This is a genomic window from Polaromonas sp. P1_G2 (genome assembly GCF_056405515.1).
The window spans coordinates 1-20,512 of record NZ_JBFUBY010000027.1; the positions used below are offsets into that span (position 1 = coordinate 1).

Genomic DNA, 20,512 nt, shown 5'->3' on the forward strand with positions numbered 1-20,512 from the left:
GTCAACGACACCGAGCATCCGCAGCCCCAAGACCACATCGCCAAGGTCGGCAAGTACGTCGACCTCTCCGACAGCAACAAATCCCTCAACGAAGCCTTGCGCCACGCCGGCATGAAACACCATGCCAAGGAGGTCATCGAGTACGTCGACTCCGAAACCATCTCGCCCGACAACGTCTCGCGCCTGGCGCGTTTTGACGGCATCCTGGTGCCCGGCGGCTTCGGCGTGCGTGGTGTCGAAGGCAAGATCTGCGCGGCCCGCTTCGCGCGCGAGAACAAGATGCCCTACCTCGGCATCTGCCTGGGCATGCAGGTCGCCACCATCGAGTTCGCGCGCCACGTCGCGGGCCTGAAGGACGCCAACAGCACCGAGTTCGACGCCGCCACCCCGCACCCTGTCATCGCGCTGATCACCGAATGGAAAGACGCCGACGGCACCATCAAGACGCGCAACGCCAAGTCCGACCTGGGCGGCACCATGCGCCTGGGCGCGCAAAGCTCCGACGTCGCCGCCGGCACGCTGGCGCACAAGATCTACGGCGACGTGGTGACCGAACGCCACCGCCATCGCTATGAAGCCAACGTCAACTACCTCGACGCCCTGCGCGCTTCGGGCCTGGTCATCTCCGCGCTGACGCAGCGCGAGCAACTCACCGAGATCGTCGAGCTGCCCCAGGACGTCCACCCCTGGTTTGTCGGCGTGCAGTTCCACCCCGAGTTCAAGTCCACGCCCTGGGACGGCCACCCGCTGTTCAACGCCTACATCGCCGCTGTGCTCCAGCTCCGCGCCACGGCGGGCCAGGACGGCAAGCCCGCTGCCAAGCCCCTGAAGGCGGTTGCCTGACCATGAAGCTCTGTGGATTCGACATTGGCCTGGACCAACCCTTTTTCCTGATCGCCGGCCCCTGCGTCGTCGAGTCCGAGCAGTTGCAGATGGACACCGCCGGCACCCTCAAGGAAATCACCGCCTCGCTGGGCATTCCCTTCATTTTCAAATCGAGCTACGACAAGGCCAACCGTTCCAGCGGCACCAGCTTTCGCGGTCCCGGCATGGCCAAGGGCCTGGAAATCCTGGCCAAGGTCAAGCGTGAGCTGGGCCTGCCCATCCTGACCGACGTGCATTCCGAAGCCGACATCGCCGCGGTCGCTTCCGTCGTTGACGTGCTGCAGACCCCGGCCTTCCTGTGCCGCCAGACCGACTTCATCCATGCGGTGGCGCAATCGGGCAAACCGGTCAACATCAAGAAGGGCCAGTTCCTGGCCCCCGGCGACATGAAGAACGTCATCGACAAGGCCCGCGCCGCCGCGCGCGAAAAAGGCCTCGATGAAGACAGCTTCATGGCCTGCGAACGCGGCGCGAGCTTCGGCTACAACAACCTCGTGTCCGACATGCGCAGCCTGGCCATCATGCGCGAGACCAAAGCCCCCGTGGTGTTCGACGCCACCCACTCGGTGCAGCTGCCCGGCGGCAACGGCACCAGCAGCGGCGGCCAGCGCGAGATGGTGCCGGTGCTGGCGCGCGCCGCCGTGGCGGTCGGCGTGGCGGGCCTCTTCATGGAAACGCATCCCGACCCGGCCAAGGCCATGAGCGACGGCCCGAATGCCGTGCCACTCAAGCACATGAAGGCGCTGCTCGAAACACTGCTGGCGCTGGACCGCGTGACCAAGAAGAACGGCTATCTCGAGAACAATTTTTCCGCCTGACCACTAATCTGGCACCCGGGGGAGCTCCGGGGTCTTCGGCAAAACACAGTCCCGCGCCGGCAAGGCATGTGGAAACCTTGAAACAACATCGGAACCCGACACATGCCCAGCGCCTACATCATCGCCAACGTCACAGTTACGAACCCCGAACAATACGAACAGTACAAAAAACTGTCTAGCATCGCCATGCAGGCGCACGGCGCCGAGGTGTGCGTGCGCGGCGGCAAGATCGAGGTGCTGGAAGGCGACTGGGCTCCCAGCCGCATCGTGATACTCAAGTTCCCCAGCATGGAGCAGGCACGCGCTTTCAACGAGTCCACCGAATACGAAGCGGCTCGCCAGTCGCGCCAGGGTATCGCCGTGATGCGCATGGTGCTGGTCGAAGGCGTCTGAGCTTTTTAGTTTTTCTATTTCTGGTTTTCTATTTGGTTTTTCTATCTTTTATTTTCTGATTTTTGAAAGAGCCTAAATGAGCGCAATTGTTGATATCGTCGGCCGCGAAATTCTCGACAGCCGTGGCAACCCTACCGTCGAATGCGACGTGCTGCTGGAGTCCGGCGTCATGGGTCGCGCGGCGGTCCCTTCGGGCGCTTCCACCGGTTCGCGCGAAGCGATTGAACTGCGCGACGGCGACAAGTCGCGCTACCTCGGCAAGGGCGTGCTCAAGGCCGTCGAGCACATCAACACCGAAATCTCCGAGGCCGTGCTGGGCCTGGACGCCAGCGAGCAGGCCTTCCTGGACCGCACCCTGATCGACCTGGACGGCACCGACAACAAATCGCGCCTGGGCGCCAACGCAACGCTGGCCGTCAGCATGGCCGTGGCCCGCGCCGCGGCCGAGGAAGCTGGCCTGCCCCTGTACCGCTACTTCGGCGGCAGCGGTGCCATGCAAATGCCCGTGCCCATGATGAACGTGGTCAACGGCGGCGCGCACGCCAACAACAACCTGGACCTGCAGGAACTGATGATCATCCCCGTGGGCGCACCGAGCTTTCGCGAAGCCGTGCGTTACGGTGCCGAAGTCTTCCATGCGCTCAAGAAAATCCTGCACGACAAGGGCATGAGCGTGGCCGTCGGCGACGAGGGCGGCTTTGCCCCCAACGTGACCAACCACGAAGCCGCCATCCAGATGATCCTGGAAGCCATCGATGCGGCCGGTTATGTCGCCGGCGAGCAGATCGCCCTGGGCCTTGATTGCGCGGCATCCGAGTTCTACAAGGACGGCAAATACGTCCTGGGCGCCGAAGGCCTGAGCCTGGACGCCACCGAGTGGACCAACATCCTGGCCACCTGGGTCGACAAATACCCCATCATCAGCATTGAAGACGGCATGGCCGAAGGCGACTGGGACGGCTGGAAAATTCTGACCGAGCGGCTCGGCAAAAAAGTGCAACTGGTCGGCGACGACCTGTTCGTCACCAACACCAGGATCCTCAAGGAAGGCATCGACAAGCAGATCGCCAACTCCATCCTGATCAAGATCAACCAGATCGGCACCCTGACGGAGACCTTCGCCGCCATCGAGATGGCCAAGCGCGCCGGCTATACCGCCGTGATCTCGCACCGCTCCGGCGAAACCGAAGACTCCACCATCGCCGACATCGCCGTGGGCACCAACGCCGGCCAGATCAAGACCGGATCGCTCTCGCGCTCGGACCGTATGGCCAAGTACAACCAGCTGCTGCGCATCGAAGAAGACCTGGGTGATATCGCGTCCTACCCAGGCCGCGCGGCGTTCTACAACCTGAAGTAATGGCCCCCACGCTCGTCGCTTCGCGTACTTCGCTGCCCCCCGAGGGGGCCGCTGCGCCTGCGGCCCGGCAAAGCCGGTTCCGCGGCCCCTGCTGGTGTGGAGAGCCCGCGACGAAACATCATCCTCTGGCGTAACGTGGGAAAAAGACTCGTCCCCGCCGTCCTGATTGCGCTGCTGGTGATCTTCCATGCGCAACTCTGGATAGGCCGGGGCAGCATTCCCAGCGTGCGCGAGATGCAGCACCGACTGACCGAGCAGCTCGCCAAAAACGTCCAGGCCCAGGCCGCCAATGACCAGCTCACGGCGGAAGTCAGGGACCTCAAGGAAGGCCTGGAGATGGTCGAGGAAAAAGCCCGCAGCGAGCTGGGCATGGTCAAGCCCAATGAAATCTTCGTGCAAGTCACGAAGTAGGCCTTGCAAGCCCGCGGGCCTGGCTGGCTGATTGATTAACCAATCGTGCTGAAAATCGCCGTTACCGGCGCTCCCTCCACCGGAAAACACCAGTTGGCATCGGCACTGGGCCGCGCCCTCAAGGACGCGGGCCGGGATGCGCTTGTGGCCGTGACGGACCCATCTGCCTCGCCAAGCGACACTGCGGGCCTGACACTGCTGTGCGGGCTGGAGTCCGCCGCGCAGGCCTCCCAGCAGGCGGCAGACCAGTCCATACGCGCGGCCCTGGCCGCCGGCGGCATGGCTTACTGTGTCCTGTATGGAAGCGCCCCGCAGCGTCTTGCCCAGGCGCTGGGCGCCGTTGAACGCCTGCTGCCGGGCTTGCCGCAGCAAAAGCCGGCGCCTGCACGTAAAGAAGGCAACAAAGCCTGGGTATGGGTCTGCGACAAATGCAGCGACCCCGTCTGTGAGCACCGCCTGCTCAGCGACCTGCTGGTGCAGCGCGCCGTTTCAGCCGCTTCCTGATCCTTATTGGACCGTCGAGGTCGGCGGCTGCTGGTTGGTCTGGCTGGTGAACAGCTGCGCCGCGTCCACCGGGTCGAACTCGTACTGCGCGCCGCAGAACTCGCAGCCGACCGCCACCTTGCCGCGCTCGGAAATAATGCTTTCAATTTCGCCCGTGCCCAGGCTGCGCAGCATGCCGCCCACGCGATCGCGCGAGCAGCTGCAGGCAAAACTCGGCGTCACCGGCTCAAAGCGCGTGACCTGCTCTTCCCAGAACAGGCGCCGCAGGATGGTGTCGGCGTCCAGGCCCAGCAACTCTTCGCGCTTGAGCGTGCCGGCCAGCATGGCGATGCGCTTGTAGTCTTCATTCACGCCGATCTGGTCTTCATTGGCGTCGCGGTCTATCTGGCCTTCAAGGTTGCCCTGGCCTTTGACCGGCAGGCGCTGGATCAGCAGGCCCGCGGCAACCTTGCCGTCGGCCGCGAGGATCAGCTTGGTATCCAGCTGCTCGCTCTGCAGCATGTAATGCTCCAGCACCTCCGCGAGGTTTTCAATCTTCTCGCGCTGGTCGCCGTGGAGCGGAACCACCCCCTGGTAGGCCTGCTGGCCCGGCAGCTTGTCCTTGGGGTCCAGCGTGATCGCGCAGCGCCCCTGATTGCTCACATTGACCAGCTGGCTCAGCGTGCTGCCCGGGTCGACCGTGCCGGTCACTGTGGCGGTGGCCCGCAGGCTCAGGTCGGGCTGGACCTCGGCCACCGCCAGCTTGACCGGGCCGTCGCCGAAAATCTGCAGAATCAGCGCGCCGTTGAACTTGATGTTGCTCTGCATCAGGGCGCCGGCAGCCGTCATTTCCCCCAGCAGCTGCATGACCTCAGCCGGATAGCCGCCACCCGCCTGCCTGCGTTTGAGGATTTCCTGCCAGGAGCCGGTCAGGCGCACGAGCATGCCGCGCACCGGCAGGCCGTCAAAGATAAATTTATGTAATTCAGACATGGCTGGAAGGGGTAAAGGTAGCGGGCCAATGAAAAAGAAAGCGGGCCTCAGCCCACCTTCTTGAGCCCGGTCTTGTAACGCCGGGCATTGTCTACATAGTGCTTCGCGCTCATTTTTAAACCCTCGATCTGCTCCGGGGACAGCTGCCTGACAGCCTTGGCCGGGCTTCCGAAGATCATGGATCCGTCCGGGAACTCCTTGCCCTCGGTGACCAGCGAGCCGGCGCCGACCAGGCAGTTCTTGCCGATCTTCGCGCCGTTGAGCACCACCGCCTGGATGCCGATCAGCGAACCGTCGCCTATGGTGCAGCCGTGCAGCATGACCTGGTGGCCGACCGTGACGTTCTCGCCTATCGTCAGCGGCAGGCCCATGTCGGCGTGAAGCACGCTGTTGTCCTGGATGTTGGAGCCCCGGCCCACGGAAATGGTCTCGGTGTCACCTCGTATCACCACGCCGAACCAGACGCTGCTGTCTTCGGCGAGGTGCACATTGCCCATGACCTGGGCGTTGTCGGCCACCCAGGCGGATTCGTGAACGGTGGGGGTCAGCTTGTCCAGTTGGTAGAGAGCCATGGTTTTGCGCTTTTATTCAGGGAAACACGGTCGGGAGCCAAGGCCAGCCCAAGGCTGCCCGTCTACCCCGATTGTAAGGAGCCCCCCAGGCGTATCGCCGACAATTCCCCCATGACCCCAGAGCCTCCTCCCGCCGAACTGCGCCAGCAAGCGCTGCGGGCGCTGCTGGAAACCGATCCCACGCAAAAAGTCCGCCTCGCCGAGCAAGCCATGGCTCAGGCGGAGACGCTGGAGGTAGCGGCCGAAATGGCGCTCCAGGCCCCGCCCGGCCTGCCCGGCTGCCCCGCACAGCCCGAGCTGCGTTCCCACCTGGACGTGCCCAAGCGATCTCCCTTCACGCGCGAGGGCCTGGCCGCCCTGCTCCATGCCGTGACCCATATCGAGTTCAACGCGATCAACCTGGCCCTGGATGCCGTCTGGCGCTTTCCCGGCATGCCGCGCGCCTATTACCTGGACTGGCTCAAGGTTGCCGCCGAGGAGGCCCGGCACTTCAGCCTGCTGCGCGCCCACCTGCAGGCCATGGGCTACGACTACGGCGACTTCCCGGCCCACACCGGCCTCTGGGACATGACCGCCAAAACCGAAGGCGACCTGCTGGCGCGCATGGCCCTGGTGCCGCGCACCCTGGAAGCCCGCGGCCTCGACGCCACCCCGCCCATGCAGGCCAAGCTGCGCAAGGTCGGCACGCCCGAGGCACTGCGGGCCGTGGACATCCTGGATGTGATCCTGCGCGACGAGATAGGCCATGTCGCCATCGGCAACCACTGGTATCGCGCGCTGTGCGCCCAGCGCGGTCTGGAGCCGATCGCCACCTATGCGCTGCTGGCCCGGCAGTACGAGGCCCCCCGGCTCAAAGGGCCGCTGAATCTGGACGCCAGGCGGCAGGCGGGATTTGACGAGACGGAAATTGCCTTGCTGAACGGGTCCGAAACCTTGGGGTGACATCGCCCTCCTCGCTCAATCTCTCATACGCAGACCCTGTTACACAGGCACGCCATTGTGAAATGACTCGACGGCTGCCCGATACGCTGCCAGTGGCTCCGAAGCACCTGCTATGGCCCGGCCGATGACGATGTGGGTGGCGCCTGCCTTGGCTGCCGCAGCAGGCGTGGAGATGCGCACCTGGTCTGTGGCCACCGCCTGGGCAAGCTGAATGCCAGGGCAGACGATGAGTACCCCGGCAGGCAAGGAAGCACGCAAGTAGGCGGCCTCCTGGGCGGAAGCCACGACACCGTGGCAGCCTGACTTGCAAGCCAGCGAAGCGAGGCGGAGAACCTGGTCTTTGACGGATGGTGCGAGACCGATCTCCGGGAGCTCGGCATCAGAAAGGCTTGTGATGACCGTAAGGCCAAGGACTCTTAGATGGGGGTATGACTCGGCAGCAGTAGCAGCCGCTCGCAGAACGGCCGAACCCGCCGACGCATGAACCGTGACCATTGAAACCCCAAGCTTGCCAGCGGCGTTGACGGCATGGGCCACGGAGTTCGGTATCTCATGAAGTTTGAGATCGAGGAAGACCTGTTTGCCTGCCGACACCAGCTCTCGAACGACCTGCGGTCCAGCCTCTGTGAGCAACTGAAGGCCGACCTTGTAGTGACCGGCTTCGGGGCCGAGCCGATCGACCAATGCCAAGGCCTCGGCCGAGGATTCGAAGTCAAGCGCGACGATGACGGGTGATGGCATGCGTGAGATGGCCGAACTCATTGGGCTGCAAGGCCCTGCACAAAAAAACGCTCCACCCGAGTCCAATTCCCGGTATCCAAGGACGCGTCGAGGGCATGAGGCGGGATTTTTGTCCCCATCCACACCACTTCTTTWCGGGCGGCAACTCCCACAAGAAATTCGGACGCTTGAGTCTTGTATGCGGACGCTTCGGGTACTGACAACAAGACCTTCGCCGCAGCTGGAAGGTCGGCCAAACGAGCAATGTTTGTATTCAATTCGACGCTCATTGATCCATCGCCATTCCGATACGCATTGATCACGTTTGACCAAAAACTACGTTGGAGATTCGCGAGCACATCAACGGCGGCTTGCCAGCAACGGATTTGGCCTTCCTTGTCTTCTTTCCGAATGACGGGCCAATCGGTCCAAAACTTGGTAAGGAGTGGGGAATTGGCCGGCGGAGGCTCAATGCTCAAAAGCCGCTGTACAACATACTTTTGTTCGTTGGAAAACTGGGGCTCGCCAAGCTGCGCGTTGCAATCAAGAGAGCCTTGGGCAAGCGCCGGGCAGGCGACAATGGCCAGCGACAGCAGCATTGATATTTTCATGGTGCGTTCCAAGGTAGAAGTGAGCGRCGGACAGCAGGCCGGCGAAAGCCGGTCGATAGGATGTCCCTGTCGATCACCGAGTTAGAGGTCATGCTCTCTCCGCTCCTCGGAGGTAACCCGCTGGACCGAATACGGCTCGACTTGAGCTGGCCAGAACCCCCAAGGTCCGAAGCCGCCCCTTCCGAGGGAACCCACGGGTGCCAGTGAGAGGTAGCTCGTAAGAATGCCGTGCACGCGAACACGCTTCCCGACCCACCGGTCAAGAACTGAGGCGTTCAAGCGCATGCTGCCATCGCCCGGAGCGATCCAGATGGCGGGTTCATAAATGTGATCGTCAACCGCGAAAGGCGTCCGACGCTTGGCCGTCGGGTAGTGCAGCAGTTGGTATCCCTCCGACTCCGAACTCAGGACACCTTCGATTTCAACCGGACGTCCGTCGAGGCTGTCCAGATCCTGCAGAACTTCGTTGATCGCACGGTGATTTGTCATGACTTCTAACGTAGAGGTAAGTGGCGACCGTGGGTGCCCGCGAGTGTAGCGAGTGGCCGCCTTTGGGCGTCCGTCTCGACCGCCTTGTTATGCCTTCGCGTCACGAACACAAAACCACTGCTCAATAAGTTTGGCTGCTTCAGAGATTGCGTTCACATCATTACCAAAACGTTCCTCAACATGCGCCTCCCAGCCGACGATTGGCGATACGCTCCATTGGGCTGACAACCACACGCTGAACTCTTGCCCAATTAGCGGTTCGACACCGGCATCAAATAGCGCGGTCTCATATCCCGCGATAGCCGCAGCGAATGTGCGTAGCGACATCGTTGGACCAAGCCACATACCGGGCCGAACACCAAGTCGGGCGACAAAAAGCCGCAAGCTATCGATAGAGAGGGGCATAACGTTTGATAGGAGGGAGAAGGGTTAGGTCTCTGTCGCACGGACGCACCGGTGGCTGGCGCCCCTGGCCGCTGAAAACCCAGCCAAGTGCTTGTTATTAAAAGACTTATCGTCCATTTTTAGTTCGTTCAGCCCGACAAAGAGGGCCCAAACCCCGCAAATCGATTCTAGGTGGACAGTGTGGTTGCCGCCTCCTCAATATGGACGAGCACAGGCCAAACAGCCGACTAAAAACGCGGCAAAGTCCTACACACACGATCACGGCAGGGATTTTCGAACGGCGCTAGACTGCAAACCTCTCTTGAAAAGGAGTTTGCGCAATGATCCGGCACCTGGTTCCAGACATCCCCTCGCAAATGCCGCGCTTGCCCGCGGACGTGGCCCTCCAGCTGCCGCAAGGCCAGCGCCTGGGATCGGCCAACGCTCCCGTCAAGCTGGCTTTTTCCCATTGGTCCAGCATCGCCCGCCTCAAGGCCGGCCAGATAGGCGCGCTGGCCGAAGATTACGTCGAAGGCAAGCTCCAGCTCGAAGGCGCCATGCGCGACGTGATGCGCGCGGTGACCAAGCTGCTGCCCGGCAACCCGGTGGAAAGCGACACCGGCTGGTGGTCCCACCTGCTGCGCCACGCCAAGTCCCTGGCGGCCCACACCCATGCCCGCGACGCGGCGCAAATCCAGTTCCACTACGACGTTTCGGACGCCTTCTACGCGCTGTGGCTGGACCCGCGGCGCGTCTACTCCTGCGCCTATTACCGCGATGAGGCCATGACCCTGGCCCAGGCGCAGGAAGCCAAGCTCGACCATATCTGCCGCAAGCTCATGCTCAAGCCCGGCGAGCGCTTCCTGGACATAGGCGCCGGCTGGGGCGGTTTGCTCATGTGGGCCGCCGAGCACTACGGCGTCGATGCCACCGGCATCACCCTGTCGAAAAACCAGCACGCGCACGTGCAGCGGCTGATCGAGGAAAAAGGCCTGGGCGGCCGCGTGCGCATGGAGCTGCGCGACTACCGTGACATGCCCGAGGACCGGCCTTTCGACAAGGTGTCTTCCGTCGGCATGTTCGAGCACGTGGGCCACGCGCGGATGACGGGCTACTTCCAGAAGATCCTGCGCCTGCTGGCCCCCGGCGGCCTGGTCATGAACCACGGCATCACGGCCGGCGGCCTGGAGAACCGCCAGCTCGGCGCCGGCATGGGCGATTTCATCGAAAAATACATCTTCCCCGGCGGCGAGCTCATGCACGTCAGCGCCGTGCTGGAGCACATGTCCCGAGCCGGCCTGGAAATGGTCGACACCGAAAACCTCAGGCCGCACTACGCACGCACAGGGCTGGATCTCGCTGCACCAGATGCTGGCCGCCAAGCCTTCCGGCGAGGTGCACGACACCGCCTTGGCCGGCGCGCAGTCCAGCTATCCTTTTAATCGAAACTATATGTACGGCGACGCCGCCTGAAGGCGCCCGGGACGGCGATCACTCGGCCTTGATGTTCGCGGCTTTCACGATGCGGGCGTTGGCGGCCGACTCGGCGGAAATCTGCCGGGCAAAGTCCGCCGCACTGCCGCCGGTCGGGACATTGTCGGCATCCAGCAGCTTTTTGCGCAGGTCGGGCGCGCGCAAGGCCTGGTTGATTTCGGTGTTGAGCCGCTGCAGCAACTCCGCCGGTATTCTGGCCGGCGCGAACACCCCGAACAGCGACGTGAGGTTGGCCGGCGCCAGGCCCAGCTCGGCAAAGGTCGGCACCTGCGGCAAGGTCTCCACGCGCGCCGGCGCACCCACCGCCAGCGGGCGCAGCTTGCCTGACTGGATGTGCTGCATCACCGTGCCGCTGAGATTGGTTGAAACCAGCTCCACCTGCCCGCCCAGCGCGTCGGTGAGCTGCTGGCCGCCGCCCTTGTAGGGCACGTGGGTGAACTCGACATTCGCCCCATGGCGGACCTGCTCCAGCATCAAATGCCCTACCGTAGCCAGTCCCGACGTGGACCAGCGCAGGCTGCCCGGTTTCGCCTTGGCCGCGGCCAGCAGGTCCTTGAAGTCTTTTCCCGCGAAGGCGGGCGTGGCCAGCAACACCACGGGCGAATACATCACGCTCGCCACCGGGGCGATGTCCCGGGCCGGGTCGTAGGCCTGTTTGCCCAGGTGCGGGTTCAAGGCCACGGGGCTGATGGATGAAAAACCCAGGGTGTAGCCGTCGGGCGCGGCCTTGGCCACCGCATCCATGCCTATGCTGCCGCCCGCGCCGGCTCGGTTTTCCACCACGACCGGCACGCCCAGCTGCTGCGCCAGCTTTTCGGCCAGCGCCCGTGCGATACCGTCGCTGATGCCGCCCGGCGGGTACGCCACCACGATGCGCAGCGGGCGAACCGGCCATGGGGCTGGCTGGGCCAGGGCTGCGCCGACGGGCAGTAAAAACGCAAGCAACAGTGCCGCGCGGTGCAAGCGAATCGATCCCGACATGAAGATATTCCAGAGATGAAGTGTGGGCACGATTTTGCCTTGGCGACCTAACCGCGTGGATGGTGCTGCGCATGCAGCGCCTTGAGCCGCTCCCGCGCCACATGGGTGTAAATGGTGGTGGTGGAAATGTCGGCGTGGCCCAGCAGCATCTGCACCGCGCGCAGGTCGGCGCCGTGGTTCAGCAGGTGCGTGGCGAAGGCATGGCGCAGGGTGTGGGGCGACAGCGGGGAATGGATGCCGCCCAGCCGTGCGTACTTCTTGACCAGCATCCAGAACATCACGCGGCTCATGCCCTTGCCGTGGCCGGTGACGAACAGGTCGTCGGTCTGCTGCCCGCCCAGGATGGCCGGCCGCGCCTCGGCGAGGTAGCTGACGATCCATTCCCGCGCCACCTGGCCGAAGGGCACCAGGCGCTCCTTGCGGCCCTTGCCCATGACGCGCAGCACGCCCTCATTGAGGCTGAGGTGAAAGGTCTTGAGGCCCACCAGCTCGCTCACGCGCAGGCCGCAGGCATAGAGCAGCTCCAGCATGGCGCGGTCGCGCAACCCGAGCGGTGCGTCTACGTCTGGCGCGGCCAGCAGGGACTCGACCTGAGCTTCGGTCATGGTCTTGGGAACCCGCAGCGCCTGTTTGGCCGACTGCAGCTTGAGCGTCGGGTCCGCGTCTATCAGGCGCTCTCGCAGCGCCCAGCGAAAGTAGCGCTTGAACACCGTGAGGCGCCGGTTGGCCGAGGTTGCCTTGGTCGCGGCATGCCGGGCCGAAAAATAGCTGTTGAGGTCGGTCTCGGCCGTGGCGTCCAGCACACGACCGCCCTGCTTTGGCGTGCCCAGCCAATCGGCGAACAAGGACAGGTCCCGGCGGTAGGCCGCCAGCGTGTTTTTGGAGAGGCCGTCCTCCAGCCACAGCGCGTCGATGAACGCGTCGATGCTGGACTGGCTTTGTGCTTGCATGGAGGTGACCATAACAAAAAAAGCCGCCGTGCATTCAACTGCACGACGGCTTGACCGGGGAAGCCTCGCTCCGGGCGAACCGGACCGGATTTATTCCAGCTTGAGCTTGGCGGAGTCCACCACTTTTTTGTAGACCTCGAACTCGGCCTTGGCAGGCCCTTGGGGCCCAGGATGCCGTAGTAGGCCATGCGGTTCACCGGCTCCAGGCCGACTTCCTTGAAGGTCGGCACGTCCGGCAGCACCGCCAGGCGCTGCGGCGCGGCCACCACGATGGGGATCAGGCGTTTTTGCTGGATAAAGGGCAGCGCGGAAGGAATGTTGTCGAAAATCATGGGAACCTGGCCGGCCACCGTGTCGTTAAGGGCCGGGCCCGCGCCGCGGTAGGGGATGTGGGTCACGAAAGTGCCCGACATGCTCTTGAAAAGCTCCATCTGCAGGTGGCCGATGCCGCCCGTGCCCGAGGACGAATAGGAATACTTGCCGGGATTCTTTTTGAGCTCGGCCAGGAACTCCTTGTAGTTGCGGGCCGGAAAGCTTGGGTGCACCGCGATGATGTTGGGCGTGGCCGCGATGTTGATGATGGGCGTGAAGTCCGTCAGCGTGTTGTACGGAATTTTGGGGTTGATGGCCGGGTTGGCCGCGGTGGTGGACACCGTGGCCACGCCCAGCGTGTAGCCGTCGGGAACGGTGCGGGCGATTTCCAGCGCGCCGACCACGCCGCCGCCGCCGGCCTTGTTCTCGACGATGACGCTCTGGCCCAGGGCCTTGCCCAGTGGTTCGGCGATCACGCGGGCCACGATATCCGTGGTGYCGCCGGGTGCGAAAGGCACCTGGAGCTTGATGACCTTGTTGGGGTAGCCCTGCGCCAATGCAGGGCCCGCGGCGGCGCCCAGCACAAGCGCGGACAGCACGGAGTAGGCAAAGAGATAACGACGTTGCATGTTCAAATCCTTCCGATGAAACAGCTGAAATGGTAATCGCAGCCGCGCGCTTCGCCAGTTGTGGATTACGCATAAGGGCAAACCCGCAGGGATTGCGGTTATTCTCGGCGGGGTGAATTACGCCCAGCTTCTTTTCCCCGACTTTTCCCTCATCGTTTGCGGCTACCTGGTGTGCCGCTACACCGCCCTCAACCGCACGGTCTGGGAGAAGGTGGAAAGCCTGGTCTATTACTTTCTGTTTCCGGTCCTGCTGTTCCACTCCATCGTGAAAAGCCCGCTGGACCTGGGCGCCGCCTCCAGCCTGATAGGCGCCGGCCTGCTGATGGGCGTGGCCGGCATCGCCATGGCCTACAGCCTGCCCTACCTGCCCTGGCTGCGCCGCCACATCGACGCGCGCGAGCACGCGGCCAGCGCGCAGGTGGCCTTTCGCTTCAACTCCTTCATCGCCCTGGCCCTGGCCGACCGCCTGGCCGGCGCCCAGGGCCTGCAGCTGATCGCGGTGCTGATCGGTGTCTGCGTACCCCTCTTCAACGTCGCCGCGGTATGGCCCATGGCCAGGCATGCCCAGCGCGGCTTCCTGGGCGAGCTGGTGCGCAACCCGCTCATCGTGGCGACAGCCACGGGCCTGGCCGCCAACCTGCTGGGTTTCAGCATCCCCTTCTGGCTGGAACCCACCGTCAATCGCATAGGCGCCGCTTCCCTGGCCCTGGGCCTGATGTCGGCCGGCGCCGGCATGCAGTTCGCGCACCTGTCGCAAGCCAAGGCTTTGACGGTGGCGGTGCTGTCGATACGCCACTTCCTGCTGCCCATCGTGGCGCTGGGCCTGGCCAAGGCCTTTGGCCTGTCGCCGGTGCAAACCACCATACTGCTGGCCTTCTCCGCGTTGCCCACCGCGTCCAGTGCCTATGTGCTCGCGGCGCGCATGGGCTACAACGGGGCTTATGTTGCCGGGTTGGTGACTTTGTCGACCATGTTGGGGGTGGTCAGCCTGCCGTTTGCGTTGGCTGTGCTGAGGTAAGGTTTGTTTGGCCGGGTCTTGTGCCGGCTTGCACGCCCCTGCCCTCTGCTAAGTCCTGCTGGCCGGGAGTCGCCCGGCATGCGACTCACTTTTTTTGCTTCGCCAAAAAAAGTAAGCAAAAAAAGGCGACCCGCAGTCTGGGTCCCTACGCTTCGCTACGGGCAACCTGCGGTGCTCGAGCCAAGCGGGGTCCGGCTAAACTCGCCTCGCTCAGACAACGCCGGCCCTGATCCGCTTGTCTCTGCGCTCCTCGGCCCAGCCAGGACGGGGCAATCGGGAGCGGGAGCCGAAAACAGAAGAAATACAAAGAGACAAAGAGACAAAGAGATAAATACAAACAAGGACTCGCTAAGGCGAGTCCTTGTGGTTTTCAGTATTTGGATTTGGTATTCCTTCCCCACCCCTTGTGGATGCGCCGAGGAGCGSAGGTTCAGGCGGATCAGGGATCGCGTTGTTTGAGCCGAAGGCGAGTTTAGCGAGACCCCGCCGTATAGCCCCCGCCCGGACAAGAATCTTCCGCAACTCATCCTCCTCAAACCCGCCCAAATGCATCTGCAGGGTTTCAAAGGACCGGTCGGTATAGCCCTTGTGGCTCAGGAAATGGCGCGCCGTGTCTTCGGCCATGAACTCGGTTTTATGTTGTTCATGCGCCAGCGCCAGCTGGTGTTTGTGAAGCTGCCGGTTCAGGAAAAACGTGATGCCGCCGCCAACGGCCGCGCCGAACAGCGAAGCCAGCGCGCCTGAGATCGTGGGGTCCATGTGGGGTCCTTTCATGCACGGGGCATATTACTTGAGGTCATTGGGCCAGGGCCCATTCAATGTGTTCCGCGACCAGTTCGCCGCTCTCCGCGGCACGCGCCCGCAGGGCCTCGCGCAGGGGTCGCCCGGCGGGCTCATCGAGCACACGCAAGGCATTGCCCATGGCCACCGCAATGTTGCGCAACCAGCGCTCGTGGCCTATGCGCCGTATCGGGCTGCCTTCGGTGAAGCGCAAAAACGCCTCTTCGGTCCAGCCGAACAGCGTCACCAATTGCTGCCCCGTGAGGCCCTGGCGTTCGTCGAAATCGGGCAAGGCGCTTCGCTGGGCGAATTTGTTCCAGGGGCAAACCAGCTGGCAGTCGTCGCAGCCGTAGATGCGGTTGCCGATCAGCGGCCGCAGTTCCAGCGGGATGGGGCCGGCGTGTTCGATGGTCAGGTAGGAGATGCAACGCCTGGCATCGAGCTTGTGCGGCGCGATGATGGCCTGCGTGGGGCAGACATCAATGCAGGCCTGGCAGGTGCCGCAATGCGGCGCCACCGGCTCGCTGGGCGGCAAGGCCAGGTCCACATAGATTTCCCCCAGGAAGAACATGGAGCCGGCCTCGCGGTTGAGCAGCAAGGTGTGCTTGCCGCGCCAGCCCTGCCCGCTGCGGGCCGCCAGCTCGGCCTCCAGCACCGGCGCGGAGTCGGTGAAGGCGCGGTGGCCCAGTTGCTCCACGTGCGCCGAGATGCGTTCGCCAAGCTTTTGCAAGCGGCTTCGCATGATCTTGTGGTAGTCGCGGCCGCGCGCATAGACCGACACAATGCCCTCGGCGGGCCGCTCCAGGCGGCTGAATTCCAGGGCCTGCCACTCGCCGGGCGCGGCGGCGGTGGCGGCCGGCAGGTAGTTCATGCGCGCGGTGATGACGCTCACCGTGCCCGGGATCAATTCGGCCGGCCGGGCGCGCTTGAGGCCGTGCGCGGCCATGTAATGCATGTCACCGTGAAAGCCCGCGGCCAGCCAGGCCGATAATCCGGGTTCGGCCGACGACAGGTCGACACCGGCAATGCCGATTTGCGAAAATCCAAGCTCGCGCGCCCAAGCCTGAATTTGAGAAACGAACTGATGACTGTTCAAAGAGTTGCTGGCGGACACCCGCCGATTGTAAAAAACATTGCCTGGCACGACGAAGAGGCCACGGCGGACTTCGCGCGGGCCCTGGCCGGCCATCCTGCCATAGGCCGCGCGCTGATCGAGCTGCAGGGCGACCTGGGCGCGGGAAAAACCACCTTTGTGCGCCACCTGCTGAAAAGCCTGGGCGTGCAGGGCCGTATCAAGAGTCCCACCTATGCGGTGGTTGAACCTTACACGCTGGCGGACACCGCCCCGGATGCAGGCCAAAATGGCGGCATGAACATCTGGCACTTCGATTTCTACCGCTTCAACGATCCGCGCGAATGGGAAGAAGCCGGCTTTCGCGACATCTTCGCCGCCCCCGGCCTCAAGCTCGTCGAATGGCCCGAAAAAGCCGGCCCGCACCTGCCGCAGCCCGACCTGCTGCTGCACCTGGAGGTGCTGCCGGACGACACACGCGCCGTCACCCTGACGGCCCACACGGCCACCGGCGCGGAACTCATCGCATGAAGCGCCCGGCCCTGAACCGCCGCAGCGCCCTGCAACTGGGCAGCGTGGTGCTGTTGCTGGGCGTGCAGCACATCGCGCGCGGCGCCACCATCGTGGCCGTGCGCGTCTGGCCGTCCAAGGACTACACGCGGCTGACCATCGAGTCGGACGGCGAAATCAAGGCGCGGCAGTTTTTTGTCGCCGAGCCGCCGCGCCTGGCCGTCGACATCGAAGGCATAGACCTGATCCCGGCGCTGCGCGAACTGGTCGCCAAGGTCAAGTCCGACGATCCCAACATTTCAGGCATACGCGTCGGGCAAAACGCCCCCGGTGTGGTGCGGCTGGTAATAGACCTCAAGCAGCCGATACAACCGCAGGTGTTCACGCTGCCGCCCGTCGCCGCCTACCAGTACCGCCTGGTGTTCGACCTCTATCCCACGCAGGTGGCCGACCCGCTTGAAGCCCTGATAGCCGAGAAGCTCGCTGACCGGCAGTCCGGCGCCGCGCCCCCACCCGCCGCTGGAAGCGACCCGATCGCCGACCTGATCGCGCGGCAATCGGGCAAGCCGGCCGACAACAAACCGCCGCCGGCCGCCATCGCGGRAAAAGAAAAGGACAAGGCGCCGGGTCCCGCACCCGGCCCAGGCGCCCCCAAGCCATCGCCCGAAGCGGCGATCATCGCCAAAAACAAGACCGACCGCCTCGTCATCGTGGCGCTGGACCCGGGCCATGGCGGCGAGGACCCGGGCGCCGTCGGCCCCGGCGGAACGCGCGAAAAAGACGTGGTGCTGCAGATCGCGCACCGCCTGCGCGACCGTATCAACCAGCAGCCCAATATGCGCGCCTACCTCACGCGCGATGCCGACTTCTTTGTGCCGCTGCACATCCGCGTGCAAAAAGCCAGGCGCGTGCAGGCCGACCTCTTCATCAGCATCCACGCGGATGCCTTCTTCACGGCGCGGCCGCAAGGCGCCAGCATCTTCGCGCTCAGTGAAAAAGGGGCTTCCAGCAGCGCGGCGCGCTGGATCGCCGACAAGGAAAACTCGGCCGACCTGGTGGGTGGCGTCAACGTCAAGGCCAAGGACGCGCAGGTGCAAAAAGCCCTGCTGGACATGAGCACAACGGCACAGATCAACGACAGCCTCAAGCTCGGCAGCGCCATGCTGGGCGAGATCGGCAACGTCGGCAAACTGCACAAACCCAAAGTGGAGCAAGCCGGCTTTGCCGTCCTGAAAGCGCCCGACATTCCCAGCGTGCTGGTGGAGACCGCCTTCATCAGCAACCCCGACGAAGAAGCCAAGCTGCGCAGCGACGACTACCAGATACAGCTGGCCGATGCCTTGATGCGCGGCATCACACGCTACTTCGCGCGCAATCCGCCGCTGGCGCGCAACCGCACTGTCTGATCACACACCGGCGCGTACCGATGCGCCAAAAATGAAGACTAAAGACCGCAGCGAGCCGACAGCCCGCGGCGACCTTCTCCTACAGTCCCGGCGCACTCGCCCCCCTACATTGAGGTCACAGGCAAAAGCCAGGACCTCACGGTGTGAATGTCAGCAGCAAGAGCCTGAACTCTTAGCAAAGGTAAACAACTATGAACACGAAACTCATCTTGTCGACAGCAGCGGCAGCGGCACTTATCGGTCTCGGCGGTTGCAGCACCAACCCGACGAACGCACAAATCGGCACCGGCGTCGGCGCTGTTGCCGGCGGCCTGGTGGGCAATGCCGTGTTCGGCAGCACGCTCGGTACCGTGGGCGGCGCGGCAGCCGGCGCGCTGATCGGTAACGAGGTCGGCAAAAAACGCTGACCCAGACCCGCCTGGGTTAAACGCCAGGCGTACTCATATCGGGTAGATCAGCGAGTTGAGGATCATCTCGCTGTCATACACACAAAGACGGCTCCTGAATTTCAGCGAGCCGTCTTTTTGCGTGAGCTCGTCGATATAGCGGCCCACGTTATAGACCTCGCTCACCCCGCCCGGCTTGGTGCGGAACACCGCGTAGTTGGCTTCGGCTTTGACGAGCTCGCCCTCTTGTGAAACTTCTCGCGAGAGGATGCGCGCCGGGCTCACGATGTGCCGCATGTAATACGGCCCGTGGTAAATCGTCTGCGTGACGCCATACACCCGGTCTTTCATCATGCCGCGGCTTTCCAGCGCCATCAACGCCAGGGGCAGGCCGCGGTCGAAATTCTCGCGCGCCTGCACCTTATAGTGGCCGTCTTCCACGAAGAATTCGGGCCATTCCTCAAAGCGCTTTTCATCGAGCGCCGCCGCGTAGTCCGCGTTGAGCCGGTCCACCTGTTGCTGCAGCAGCAGACGCTGCATTTGTTCGATCGAGGTCATAGGCCCATGACTTTCTTCCAGTAGGCATACRTGCTGCGGATCAGGGTTTCGGTGACCATGTGCTCGGTCATCTCCGTCCCCGTTCCGCCCAGTTCGCACAAGGTGGCGCCCTCGCCGGCCTGGGCGAAGCCGGCCTGGCTGAACTCGATCACCTCGCCGTCGTCCGCACTCACAAACCCCGCCGGCCCGAACAGGTTGGCCTGGCGCAGGCGGCGCTGGGTCATCTCGGGCGTGTCGTCGGCGAAGCCGAAATGCGTCCAGATGAAATCGAACTCGCCCTGGCCGCGCGGCACGATGTGGCGGGTGCTCAGCGAATTGACCTGCTGCTGAATGATCAGGCTGGGAAACAGCGTGATCATGGTGACGGTGGGCGTGATGTCGCTGCCGGGATTGGACGGGTCTGCTACCCGCCACCAGGGCTCGGGCACCACGTCCAGCAGCCGGTCGTCATGCAGCGCCATATTCGCCTTGAAGGAGCTCACGCCCTCGGTCACGGCCGCGTTCTCCCCGCCTTCGTTGCGGCGCGAGATCATCACCGCGTGGCGGCCCTCGCCATCCATCACCATGCGGCTCTTCTGGTCGGCGCGCCACAGGCCGAAGGTGACAAACCAGGTGTGCAGCAGGCCTGGGTGGTAAGGGTCCTTGATGTTTTCCATCATCAGCTTCCAGTTGCCCGGAATGCGCTGGCGGTTGTAGCCCAGCAGGGTCAGCTTGCGCGCGCCTTCAGGGCCCTTGAAGATGCGGTCCAGCCAGGGCATGAGCTGCGGGCCCAGGTAGTCCTCGAGCGGCTCGGTGTCCTCGCTGAAGGTGGCGAACACCAGGCCGTGCAGCATCGCCACGCGCAGCTTGGTCAGGCCGTGGTCCTTGAGGTCGAAGCCTTCCGGCATGCCGCCGTTGGTGCAATCGCCCTCCTTTACGCCGTCCTTGAAGGGCAGGCCCGCGAGGTCGCCGTTGAGCTTGTAGGTCCACTGGTGGTAAGGGCAGACAAAGCTGCGCGCATTGCCCTGCGGGTTCTGGCAAAAGCGCACGCCGCGATGCGCGCAGCGGTTTTCCACCACGCGTATGCCGTGGTCGGTGGCGCGGTCCTTGGGTGCGATGCGGTCCCGAACCATCAGCACCTGGCGCTCACCGACGTGGCTGAGCTTGTAGTCGCCGACATTCGGGATCTCGGCCTCCAGCCCCACATAGCACCAGTGCGCGCCGTAGAAGATTTTCTCGAGCTCACGCTGGTAAAGCTGGGCATCGGTGTAGGCCCAGAAAGGGACGCGGCTGGAGCCGGGCTGGCTCCAGCGGGAGGGCTCTGCGTTTGAAAGGGGCGGCGCGTTCATGGGTCCTCGCACGGGAATGGGGATGCT

At 63.8% G+C, this 20,512-nt stretch carries 22 protein-coding genes and 2 pseudogenes; 12 read left to right on the forward strand and 12 right to left on the reverse strand.

Going from position 1 to position 20,512, the window contains the following annotated elements; genetic code table 11:
• The 6 genes from AC1D0P_RS04750 to AC1D0P_RS04775 form a co-directional block, all read left to right on the forward strand.
• Positions 1-843 (forward strand): CTP synthase (locus AC1D0P_RS04750; RefSeq protein WP_477675642.1); only part of this gene is annotated, 843 nt, incomplete at its 5' end.
• A gap of 2 nt (positions 844-845) precedes the next feature.
• A complete protein-coding gene (kdsA, locus tag AC1D0P_RS04755; protein WP_477675643.1) occupies positions 846-1,703 on the forward strand; it encodes a 3-deoxy-8-phosphooctulonate synthase in 858 nt (285 codons plus the stop codon).
• Positions 1,704-1,805: 102 nt separating this feature from the next.
• Positions 1,806-2,096: a DUF1330 domain-containing protein gene (locus AC1D0P_RS04760; protein ID WP_477654217.1), complete on the forward strand. Its 291-nt coding sequence runs from the start codon at positions 1,806-1,808 to the stop codon at positions 2,094-2,096.
• A gap of 76 nt (positions 2,097-2,172) precedes the next feature.
• On the forward strand, positions 2,173-3,456 hold the full coding sequence (eno, locus tag AC1D0P_RS04765; RefSeq protein ID WP_477675644.1) for a phosphopyruvate hydratase: 1,284 nt from the start codon (positions 2,173-2,175) through the stop codon (positions 3,454-3,456).
• 135 nt (positions 3,457-3,591) lie between these two features.
• On the forward strand, positions 3,592-3,867 hold the full coding sequence (locus AC1D0P_RS04770) for a septum formation initiator family protein (RefSeq protein ID WP_436155221.1): 276 nt from the start codon (positions 3,592-3,594) through the stop codon (positions 3,865-3,867).
• A gap of 45 nt (positions 3,868-3,912) precedes the next feature.
• Positions 3,913-4,371: a hypothetical protein gene (locus tag AC1D0P_RS04775; protein ID WP_477675645.1), complete on the forward strand. Its 459-nt coding sequence runs from the start codon at positions 3,913-3,915 to the stop codon at positions 4,369-4,371.
• 3 nt (positions 4,372-4,374) lie between these two features.
• Here AC1D0P_RS04775 and hslO read toward each other — a convergent pair whose 3' ends face one another.
• Both hslO and AC1D0P_RS04785 read right to left on the reverse strand, forming a co-directional pair.
• Complete coding sequence (gene hslO / locus AC1D0P_RS04780) at positions 4,375-5,343, reverse strand: Hsp33 family molecular chaperone HslO (protein ID WP_477654221.1); 969 nt, start codon at positions 5,341-5,343, stop codon at positions 4,375-4,377.
• Between the two features lie 47 nt (positions 5,344-5,390).
• Positions 5,391-5,915 carry a gamma carbonic anhydrase family protein gene (locus AC1D0P_RS04785; RefSeq protein WP_477654222.1) on the reverse strand — a complete coding sequence of 175 codons (525 nt, stop codon included), beginning with the start codon at positions 5,913-5,915 and terminating at the stop codon, positions 5,391-5,393.
• A gap of 111 nt (positions 5,916-6,026) precedes the next feature.
• On the opposite strand from AC1D0P_RS04785, the gene AC1D0P_RS04790 reads away from it, so the two are divergent.
• Positions 6,027-6,857: a ferritin-like domain-containing protein gene (locus AC1D0P_RS04790; protein ID WP_477675646.1), complete on the forward strand. Its 831-nt coding sequence runs from the start codon at positions 6,027-6,029 to the stop codon at positions 6,855-6,857.
• A gap of 39 nt (positions 6,858-6,896) precedes the next feature.
• Here AC1D0P_RS04790 and pyrF read toward each other — a convergent pair whose 3' ends face one another.
• The 3 genes from pyrF to AC1D0P_RS04805 form a co-directional block, all read right to left on the reverse strand.
• The gene (gene pyrF, locus AC1D0P_RS04795; RefSeq protein WP_477675647.1) at positions 6,897-7,598 is read right to left on the reverse strand and encodes an orotidine-5'-phosphate decarboxylase; all 702 of its coding nucleotides are present in this window, start codon (positions 7,596-7,598) and stop codon (positions 6,897-6,899) included.
• Between the two features lie 17 nt (positions 7,599-7,615).
• A complete protein-coding gene (locus AC1D0P_RS04800; protein ID WP_477675648.1) occupies positions 7,616-8,188 on the reverse strand; it encodes a hypothetical protein in 573 nt (190 codons plus the stop codon).
• Positions 8,189-8,764: 576 nt separating this feature from the next.
• Entirely contained in the window at positions 8,765-9,082 is a 318-nt protein-coding gene (locus AC1D0P_RS04805; protein ID WP_477675649.1) for a hypothetical protein, read from the reverse strand.
• 320 nt (positions 9,083-9,402) lie between these two features.
• Between AC1D0P_RS04805 and AC1D0P_RS04810 the strand changes: the two are divergent.
• Positions 9,403-10,534: pseudogene (locus AC1D0P_RS04810) on the forward strand (class I SAM-dependent methyltransferase).
• 18 nt (positions 10,535-10,552) lie between these two features.
• On the opposite strand, the gene AC1D0P_RS04815 reads toward AC1D0P_RS04810, so the two are convergent.
• The 3 genes and pseudogenes from AC1D0P_RS04815 to AC1D0P_RS04825 form a co-directional block, all read right to left on the reverse strand.
• Positions 10,553-11,536, reverse strand: coding sequence for a Bug family tripartite tricarboxylate transporter substrate binding protein (locus AC1D0P_RS04815; protein ID WP_477675672.1), 984 nt, complete (start codon positions 11,534-11,536; stop codon positions 10,553-10,555).
• A 47-nt stretch (positions 11,537-11,583) separates the two neighbouring features.
• Positions 11,584-12,486: a site-specific tyrosine recombinase XerD gene (gene xerD / locus AC1D0P_RS04820; protein WP_477675650.1), complete on the reverse strand. Its 903-nt coding sequence runs from the start codon at positions 12,484-12,486 to the stop codon at positions 11,584-11,586.
• Positions 12,487-12,632: 146 nt separating this feature from the next.
• Positions 12,633-13,427 (reverse strand): annotated as a pseudogene (locus tag AC1D0P_RS04825) (tripartite tricarboxylate transporter substrate-binding protein); the annotation flags it as partial.
• A 112-nt stretch (positions 13,428-13,539) separates the two neighbouring features.
• On the opposite strand from AC1D0P_RS04825, the gene AC1D0P_RS04830 reads away from it, so the two are divergent.
• Positions 13,540-14,445: an AEC family transporter gene (locus tag AC1D0P_RS04830; RefSeq protein WP_477675651.1), complete on the forward strand. Its 906-nt coding sequence runs from the start codon at positions 13,540-13,542 to the stop codon at positions 14,443-14,445.
• Positions 14,446-14,793: 348 nt separating this feature from the next.
• Here AC1D0P_RS04830 and AC1D0P_RS04835 read toward each other — a convergent pair whose 3' ends face one another.
• Positions 14,794-15,204 carry a hypothetical protein gene (locus AC1D0P_RS04835; protein WP_477675652.1) on the reverse strand — a complete coding sequence of 137 codons (411 nt, stop codon included), beginning with the start codon at positions 15,202-15,204 and terminating at the stop codon, positions 14,794-14,796.
• A 37-nt stretch (positions 15,205-15,241) separates the two neighbouring features.
• Entirely contained in the window at positions 15,242-16,294 is a 1,053-nt protein-coding gene (gene queG, locus AC1D0P_RS04840; protein WP_477675673.1) for a tRNA epoxyqueuosine(34) reductase QueG, read from the reverse strand.
• Positions 16,295-16,309: 15 nt separating this feature from the next.
• Between queG and tsaE the strand changes: the two genes are divergently transcribed.
• The 3 genes from tsaE (at position 16,310) to AC1D0P_RS04855 (ending at position 18,620) form a co-directional block, all read left to right on the forward strand.
• Positions 16,310-16,828 carry a tRNA (adenosine(37)-N6)-threonylcarbamoyltransferase complex ATPase subunit type 1 TsaE gene (gene tsaE / locus AC1D0P_RS04845; protein WP_477675653.1) on the forward strand — a complete coding sequence of 173 codons (519 nt, stop codon included), beginning with the start codon at positions 16,310-16,312 and terminating at the stop codon, positions 16,826-16,828.
• Positions 16,825-18,213: an N-acetylmuramoyl-L-alanine amidase gene (locus AC1D0P_RS04850; protein ID WP_477675654.1), complete on the forward strand. Its 1,389-nt coding sequence runs from the start codon at positions 16,825-16,827 to the stop codon at positions 18,211-18,213. The genes tsaE and AC1D0P_RS04850 overlap by 4 nt, the downstream gene beginning before the upstream one ends.
• A gap of 191 nt (positions 18,214-18,404) precedes the next feature.
• A complete protein-coding gene (locus AC1D0P_RS04855; RefSeq protein WP_477654236.1) occupies positions 18,405-18,620 on the forward strand; it encodes a glycine zipper 2TM domain-containing protein in 216 nt (71 codons plus the stop codon).
• A gap of 33 nt (positions 18,621-18,653) precedes the next feature.
• On the opposite strand, the gene AC1D0P_RS04860 is transcribed toward AC1D0P_RS04855, so the two are convergent.
• Both AC1D0P_RS04860 and AC1D0P_RS04865 read right to left on the reverse strand, forming a co-directional pair.
• Positions 18,654-19,157, reverse strand: coding sequence for an aromatic-ring-hydroxylating dioxygenase subunit beta (locus tag AC1D0P_RS04860; protein ID WP_477675655.1), 504 nt, complete (start codon positions 19,155-19,157; stop codon positions 18,654-18,656).
• A complete protein-coding gene (locus tag AC1D0P_RS04865) occupies positions 19,154-20,485 on the reverse strand; it encodes an SRPBCC family protein (RefSeq protein ID WP_477675656.1) in 1,332 nt (443 codons plus the stop codon). Before AC1D0P_RS04865 ends, AC1D0P_RS04860 begins: the two co-directional genes overlap by 4 nt.
• Positions 20,486-20,512: the final 27 nt, after the last annotated feature.